At 64.9% G+C, this 6,547-nt stretch carries 8 protein-coding genes; 3 read left to right on the top strand and 5 right to left on the bottom strand.

Features of this window, described 5'->3' with window-relative positions; translation table 11 throughout:
- Positions 1-960, top strand: a 960-nt coding sequence (locus tag AC1DS3_RS32950; protein WP_477128807.1) for an MFS transporter, incomplete at its 5' end; no start/stop codon positions are given.
- A 59-nt stretch (positions 961-1,019) separates the two neighbouring features.
- Here AC1DS3_RS32950 and AC1DS3_RS32945 read toward each other — a convergent pair.
- The 4 genes from AC1DS3_RS32945 to AC1DS3_RS32930 are packed head-to-tail and all read right to left on the bottom strand — an operon-like array spanning position 1,020 to position 4,115.
- Complete coding sequence (locus AC1DS3_RS32945; RefSeq protein ID WP_441634093.1) at positions 1,020-1,331, bottom strand: non-heme iron oxygenase ferredoxin subunit; 312 nt, start codon at positions 1,329-1,331, stop codon at positions 1,020-1,022.
- Between the two features lie 22 nt (positions 1,332-1,353).
- On the bottom strand, positions 1,354-1,827 hold the full coding sequence (locus tag AC1DS3_RS32940) for an aromatic-ring-hydroxylating dioxygenase subunit beta (protein WP_441634091.1): 474 nt from the start codon (positions 1,825-1,827) through the stop codon (positions 1,354-1,356).
- 3 nt (positions 1,828-1,830) lie between these two features.
- Entirely contained in the window at positions 1,831-3,087 is a 1,257-nt protein-coding gene (locus AC1DS3_RS32935) for an aromatic ring-hydroxylating dioxygenase subunit alpha (RefSeq protein WP_477128806.1), read from the bottom strand.
- Between the two features lie 41 nt (positions 3,088-3,128).
- Entirely contained in the window at positions 3,129-4,115 is a 987-nt protein-coding gene (locus tag AC1DS3_RS32930) for a 2Fe-2S iron-sulfur cluster-binding protein (RefSeq protein ID WP_477128805.1), read from the bottom strand.
- A 144-nt stretch (positions 4,116-4,259) separates the two neighbouring features.
- On the opposite strand from AC1DS3_RS32930, the gene AC1DS3_RS32925 reads away from it, so the two are divergent.
- The gene (locus AC1DS3_RS32925) at positions 4,260-5,162 is read left to right on the top strand and encodes a LysR family transcriptional regulator (RefSeq protein WP_477128804.1); all 903 of its coding nucleotides are present in this window, start codon (positions 4,260-4,262) and stop codon (positions 5,160-5,162) included.
- 21 nt (positions 5,163-5,183) lie between these two features.
- On the opposite strand, the gene AC1DS3_RS32920 is transcribed toward AC1DS3_RS32925, so the two are convergent.
- Positions 5,184-6,077 (bottom strand): LysR family transcriptional regulator, encoded by an 894-nt coding sequence (locus AC1DS3_RS32920; RefSeq protein ID WP_441634083.1) that lies wholly within the window; start codon positions 6,075-6,077, stop codon positions 5,184-5,186.
- A gap of 118 nt (positions 6,078-6,195) precedes the next feature.
- Here AC1DS3_RS32920 and AC1DS3_RS32915 point away from each other — a divergent pair.
- The coding region (locus AC1DS3_RS32915) for an FUSC family protein (RefSeq protein WP_477128803.1) at positions 6,196-6,547 on the top strand (352 nt) is incomplete at its 3' end.

Here is a 6,547-nt window from a genome sequence, read left to right as displayed (position 1 = left end):
GTGCTGCGCTTCCTGCTGGGCGCGGCCGAGGCGGGCCTCTTTCCCGGCATCCTGTACTTCCTGACCAAGTGGTTCCCGATGCGCCATCGCGCCCGCATCATYGGCCTGCTGGTGCTCGCGCAGCCCATCGCCCTGATCGTCACCGGGCCGATCGCCGGCTGGGTGCTGTCCACCAGCGGGCTGTTTGGCTTGACCAACTGGCAGACCCTGTTCGTGCTCAGCGGGCTGCCCGCGGTGCTCCTGTGCTTGCCCACACTGCGCATCCTGCCCGAGTCTCCATCGCAGGCACGCTGGCTGGCGCCGGCGGACCGCGCCTGGATCGAGCGCGAGTTGGCGGCGGACCAGTCCACGTTCGCGCTCAAGGCGCACGGTAACCCGCTTGGCGCGCTCAAGGACAAGCGCGTGCTGCTGCTGGCCCTGCTGTTCCTGCCGTTCCCGCTCAGCATCTACGGCTTGTCGCTGTGGCTGCCCACCATCATCAAGCAGTTCGGCGTGACGGATGCCACCACGGGCCTGCTGTCGGCGGTACCGTACCTGTTCGCGGTGGTCGGGCTGTACCTGGTGCCACGGCATTCAGATCGCAAGGGCGAGCGCTACTGGCACATCATCGTGGTGTCGGCCATGGGCGCGATCACGATGGCGGCCAGCGCCTGGGTCCAGACGCCCGCGCTGCAGTTCCTCTTCATCTGCCTGACTGCGTTCTCGATCTATTCGATCCAGGCGGTGGTGTGGGCGCTGCCGGGCCAGTTCCTGACCGGCGCCAGCGCCGCCGTGGGCATCGCGACGATCAACTCGCTGGCCAACCTGGGCGGCTACCTTGGCCCCTACGGGATCGGCCTGATCAAGGATGCGACGGGCAAGCTGGCCTCGGGACTCTACTTCCTGGCCGCCATGCTGGTGTTCGCGGTGATCATGACGTTTGTGGTGCGCTCGGCGCTGGAGACGCCGGCAAGGTCCTGATGCTGGCGTTGGTTCTTTTGCGCCGGCGTGCCTGGCGTGGCTCGCCGGCGTCGTCGTGCCTACAGCGCCACGAACACCGCGCCGTTCTCCACCTTCACGCTATACGCCTGGATATCGCTGGTCAGCGGCTCGCACATCGCCCGTCCGGTGCGCACGTCGAACTTGCCTTGGTGCAGCGGGCACTCGATCTCGTGCCCGTCCAGGAAGCCGTCGCACAGACGCGCGTTGCCATGGCTGCAAGCGTTGTCCGTGGCATAGATTTCGTCGCCCACGCTGTACAGCGCGATTTCCTTGCCGAGTGCGTTGACCGCCACGACATCGTCCTTGGGGATTGCCACCAGCGGGATCACTTGGGTCCATTGCTTCGACATGGTTTGCCTCAAATCTCAATATTCAAATCGGGTAGATGATCGAGTTGGCGATCATCTCGCTGTCGAACACGCATAGCCGGGACTCGAACTTCAGCCCGTGCTCCGTGCGCCGGATCACATCGATATAGCGGCCCACGTTGTACACGGTGGATTGCCCATCCGGCTTGGTGCGAAAGACCGCGTAGCTGGCCTCGGCGTCGATCCGCTCCGCGTCGGTCTTCAGGATGCGCGGTATGCCGACCACATGGCGCTGGTAGTACGGATCGTGGAAGATGGTCTCGGTCGCGCCATAGATGCGGTCCTTGAGCATGCCGCGGCTCTCGAAGGAGAGCGTGGCAAGCGGGAGACCGGCTTCGTGGTTCTCGCGCGGCTGGAGCTTGTAGACGCAGGCCTCGGTGAAGAAGCCGGGCCATTTGTCCCATTCGTTGTTGTCCAGCGCGGCAGCGTAGTCCGCGTACAGCGCCAGCACCTGCGTGTAGGTTTCGAAGTCGAGCATGTCTCAGGCCTCCATCACGCGGCGCCAGTAGTTGTACATCCCGCGGATCAGTGTCTCGGTCACCATGTGGTCCGTATCGCCGATCTCGCGCCCGCCGAGTTCCGCCACCGTCCGGTGGAACGGCTTTTGCTCGAAGCCTTGCTGGGAGAACTCGATCACTTCGCCGTCGTCGGCCGAGACAAAGCCGGCCGGGCCGAACAGGTTGGCCTGGCGCAGGCGGCGCCGGGTCATGTCGGCATCGTCGCCCTCGAAGCCGAAGTGCGTCCACACGAAGTTGAACGAGCCGTGGCCGGTGGGCTGGATATGCCGCGTCGACACGGAGTTGACCTGCTGCTGGATGATGACGCTGGGGAACAGCGTCATCATCACCGCCGTGGGCTCTCCCCACCAGGGTTCCTGCACCACATCGAGGAAGCGGTCGTCGTGCAGGCTCATCTGCTCCTTGAAGCTGGACACGCCGCTGGTGACATCGCCCTTGCCGCCCTGGCCGCGCGTGGAGATCATCGCCGCGTGGCGGAAGTGCTCGTCCATCTTGAGCGCCGACTTGTTGTCGGCGCGCCAGAGCCCGAAGGTCACGAACCACGTGTGCAGCAACCCCGGGTGATATGGGTCTTTGATGTTCTCCTGCATCAGCTTCCAGTTGCCGGGAATCTGCTGGCGGCTATAGCCGAGGATGGTCAKCTTGCGGCCGTCGAAGACACGGTCGAAGTAGGCCAGGATGGTCGGGCCGAGATAGTCCTCCAGCGCCGGCACCTCATGGTCGAACGAGGCGAAGATCACGCCGTTGCGGCGCGCCACCTTGAGCTTGGTCAGGCCGTGCGCCTTCGGGTCGAAGTCGGCGGGCATGCCGCCATTGACCTTGCCGTCGAGCTTGACGCCGCGCCGGAACGGCACGCCAACGAGGTTGCCCTTGAGGTCGTAGTTCCACTGGTGATAGGGGCAGGTGAAGTCCTTGCGGTTGCCGGAGCGCTCGCGGCAGAACTGCACGCCGCGATGCGCGCAGACGTTCTCCACCACGTAGATCTCGCCATCCGCCGTGCGGCTGGCAATGACCGAGCGCTCGCCGATGGCGGTGCGCTTGAAGTCGCCGGCGTTCGGGATTTCCGCTTCGAGCCCGATATAGCACCAGTGGCCAGCGTAGAAGAAGCGCTCCAGCTCCTGCCGGTAGACGTCGTCATCGGTATAGGCCCAGAAGGGGATCCGGCTGGAGCCTTCGTCCTTCCATTCCTTCTTCTTGAATACAACAGCTTGCTCGCGCATGGTTTGTCTCCGCGATGTTCGTGATGTGGGGACGCAACGGGTCAGACGCCGCTGGCGTGGAAGGCGTCGGCATGGATGTGGTCGGGGTCCATGCCTCTTTGGCGGAGCAGGATGGAGGCGGCGTCGACCATGACCGGGGCGCCCGCCAGGTAGGCGCRCCAGCCCTGCATGTGGGCCCAGTCGTCGGCCACCGCCTTGGTCACCACGCCGCCCCGGTAGCCGTTGCCGTCGCCGGCCGATGCCACCACCACGTGCACATGCATTGCGGCATGGCGCGCCTGCAGCTCGCGCAGCCATTCCAGGCCATAGAGGTCGGCATGCGTGCGAACGCCAAAATAAACGTGCACCTCGTTGCGCATGCCGCCGTCGAGCATGCCGCGCAGGATCGACAGGATCGGGGCCAGCCCGGTGCCGCCCGCGATGCACACCACGGGCCCGTCGAACTTGCGCCGCAGGTACGCCGTGCCCAGCGGGCCGCTGACGCGGATGGCATCGCCAACCTTGAGTTCCGACGCCACATAGGACGTCACGCGCCCGCCGGGCACCAGCCGGATATGGAATTCGAGCTCGCCCGCGCCGTGCGCCACCRCCATCGAGTAAGGCCGGATATGGCGCGGCGTGAACTGCAGCGTGGCSTACTGTCCCGGCGAGAAGTCGAGCGGCTTGGGAATCGCCACGCGGACCCGCTTGATGTCATGGGTCAGGTCGTCCAGAGCGGTCACGGTGCCCTTGAGGATCCTGGCGGGATGCACCACGACCTCGTCGAGTTCCGGGATCTCGATCGCGCAGCTCTCTACCAGCGTGGTCTGGCACGCCAGCACCGACTGGCCGGCGGCCATGGGCGCGCGCGAATCCTCGGGGCCGCTCGCCTGGGTGCGGCCGGCCAGGACCTTGCAGCGGCAGGTGCCACAGCGTCCCGCCATGCAGCTATACGAGATGGGTACCTGGTTGGCCCGCAGCACGTCCAGCAGGTTGTCGCCGGCTTGCGCGTGCAGCGTTCTGTCCAGCGGGTGGATGGATACTTCCATGGGGGGGCGTCTCCAACTAGTTCTACCTGGCATCCGTTTGCCGTTTGCCGTTTGCCGATGGGCGTATGTTGGCGCCGCAGGTAGAATTAATAAATAGAAGGAAGGTGATACGTCATATCACTCTAAGTGATAAAGGGGTCTGAGATGGAGCTGCGGGAGATCGACCTGAACCTGCTGGTCGTGTTCAATGAACTGCTGCGCCTGAGGCGGGTGTCCGCCGTGGCCGAAGCGCTGGGCACTTCGCAGCCGGCCATCAGCAACGCGCTCAATCGCCTGCGCAAGCTGCTGGGCGACGAGCTATTCCTGCGCACCGCCAAGGGCATGGTGCCCACGCCGTTCGCGGAGAACCTGGCGGAGCCGATCGGTTATGCGCTCGGCGCCATCCACAACACGCTCAATGCGCAGTCCGTGTTCGAGCCGGCCACCAGCGCGCGCGGCTTCACCATCGCCATGACGGATATCGGCGAGATCTATTTCCTGCCCGACCTGATGAAGCGGCTGTCCGAGGTGGCGCCCGGCGTGACCATCAGCACGGTGCGCAACCATACGGTGAACTTGCGCGARGAAATGGAAAGCGGCCGCGTGGACCTGGCGATCGGCTTCATGCCGGACCTCAAGGCCGGCTTCTTCCAGCGGCGGCTGTTCCGCCAGCGCTACGTCTGCCTGTTCCGCCAGGGCCATCCCCTGGCCCGCGAGGGCATGACCCTCAAGTCGTTTGGCAGTGCCGAGCACGTAGCGATCGTCGCGGCAGGCACCGGGCACAGCATGGTGGACGAAGTGATCCAGCKCGCCGGCGTGCCGCGCCAGGTCCGCCTGCACGTCCCGCACTTCGTGGCTGTGGGCCATATCCTGCAGACGACCGACCTGATCGCGGTGGTGCCGCAGGCCTATGCCGAGCGCACGTTAAAGCCCTTCGGGCTGGAGACGGCGCCGTGCCCGGTGAAGATTCCCGATATCGTGATCAACGTGCTCTGGCATGCCAAGAACAATCGGGAGCCGGCCAACCAATGGTTGCGGCAGTTGGTGTTTGAGGCGTTTTCGAGGTAGTGGCGTGGATACGTACGTTTGTCACGCCCCCAGCACTTCCTCGCAGACCGAAAACCACGCCCGCGCCGCATGCGATAGGTAGCGGCCGGGCGACCAGATATGGGCGAGCGCCCAGTCCATGGCTGGCTCCGTGAGCCGTGCCACGGCGAGCTTGTCGCGGATATCGAGCTTGTCCAGCAGTGGTTGCGGCAGGAAGGTGGTGCCCAGCCCGGCCGCGGCCATCGAGGCGAGGAAGTCCCAGTGCCCGCTTTGCGCCACGATGCGGGGCTCAAGCCGGGCGTCGAGAAAGGCCTGCCGCAGCTTGCGGGTCAGGGAGAAGTCTTCAGTCAGCATCAGCAGGGGCTCGTCGCGCAGCGCGGCCAAGGTAACGGTCTTGCCCTTGGCCCAGCTGGCCTTGCGGGGGCCCGCGACCCAGATCGGGTATTTGGCGAACTCACGTGTGGCCAGTTCCAGGCCGCTGTCCCGGGGCAGTACGGTAGCGCCGACTTCGAGTTCGCCATTGGCCACTTGCTGCTCCACCATATGGCCGCCGTGTTCGGCCAGGCTGAGCTCCAGGTTCGGATAGCGCTGGCGGAAGGCGCTGACGGCCGGCGAGAAGAACAGGTTGGCCATGGGCGGGATTCCCACGGTCAGCTGGCCACGGCCTAGCGACGAGAGATCGGCCACTTCCAGCGTAAGCCGGTGCACCACGCCAAGCGCTTCCTGCCCGCGCTCGTAGACCACGCGCCCCACGTCGGTCAGCCGCACCTGCTTGCCTTCGCGGATCAGCAGTGGCTGGCCGATCTCGTCTTCCAGTTGCCGCACCATCTTGCTGATGGTGGATTGCGTGACGAACAGGGACGTCGCCGCCTGGGTGAAGCTCTTCAGGCGAACGGTTTCAACGAAGTAGCGCAGCGCGCGGATATCGATGGGCATTGGGCACTTCCTTTGCCATGAAAAAAGCGAATGTGATTTGTAATTTTAAATCATGCCAGGAATGTCCGCCAGTTGGCTACACTTCGGGCCTACGCTCTTTCCAATGGATATTCGCGTCATGGCTAGCTGGCCCAGCGCACGACAGTGGCTCTTTTCACTGAAGGCGTTTGCCGCCTCGATGCTGGCACTTTATATCGCGCTCGCGCTAGGTTTGCCCCGCCCTTACTGGGCCATGGCAACCGTCTATTTTGTTTCTCACCCGCTGACTGGCGCCACCCGCTCCAAGGCCGCTTATCGCGTGGCGGGCACGGTGCTGGGCGCGACGGCAGCGGTGGTCACGGTGCCGTTGCTGGTCAACGCGCCGGTGTTGCTGATGGCCGCGATCGCCCTGTGGACGGGGGGCTTGCTCTACTTCTCGCTGTTGCAGCGCACGCCGCGCAGCTATGTCTTCCTGCTGGCCGCCTATACGC

Source organism: Cupriavidus sp. 01L46 (genome assembly GCF_056399905.1).
This window is presented reverse-complemented; position numbering and strand designations above follow the sequence as displayed.

What these genes read in the sequence shown, in the direction of transcription:
- AC1DS3_RS32945 (WP_441634093.1), bottom strand. Translation starts at nt 1,331, where the DNA reads ATGTCGAAGCAATGGACCCAAGTGATCCCGCTGGTGGCAATCCCCAAG.
- AC1DS3_RS32920 (WP_441634083.1), bottom strand. Translation starts at nt 6,077, where the DNA reads ATGCCCATCGATATCCGCGCGCTGCGCTACTTCGTTGAAACCGTTCGC.
- AC1DS3_RS32940 (WP_441634091.1), bottom strand. Translation starts at nt 1,827, where the DNA reads ATGCTCGACTTCGAAACCTACACGCAGGTGCTGGCGCTGTACGCGGAC.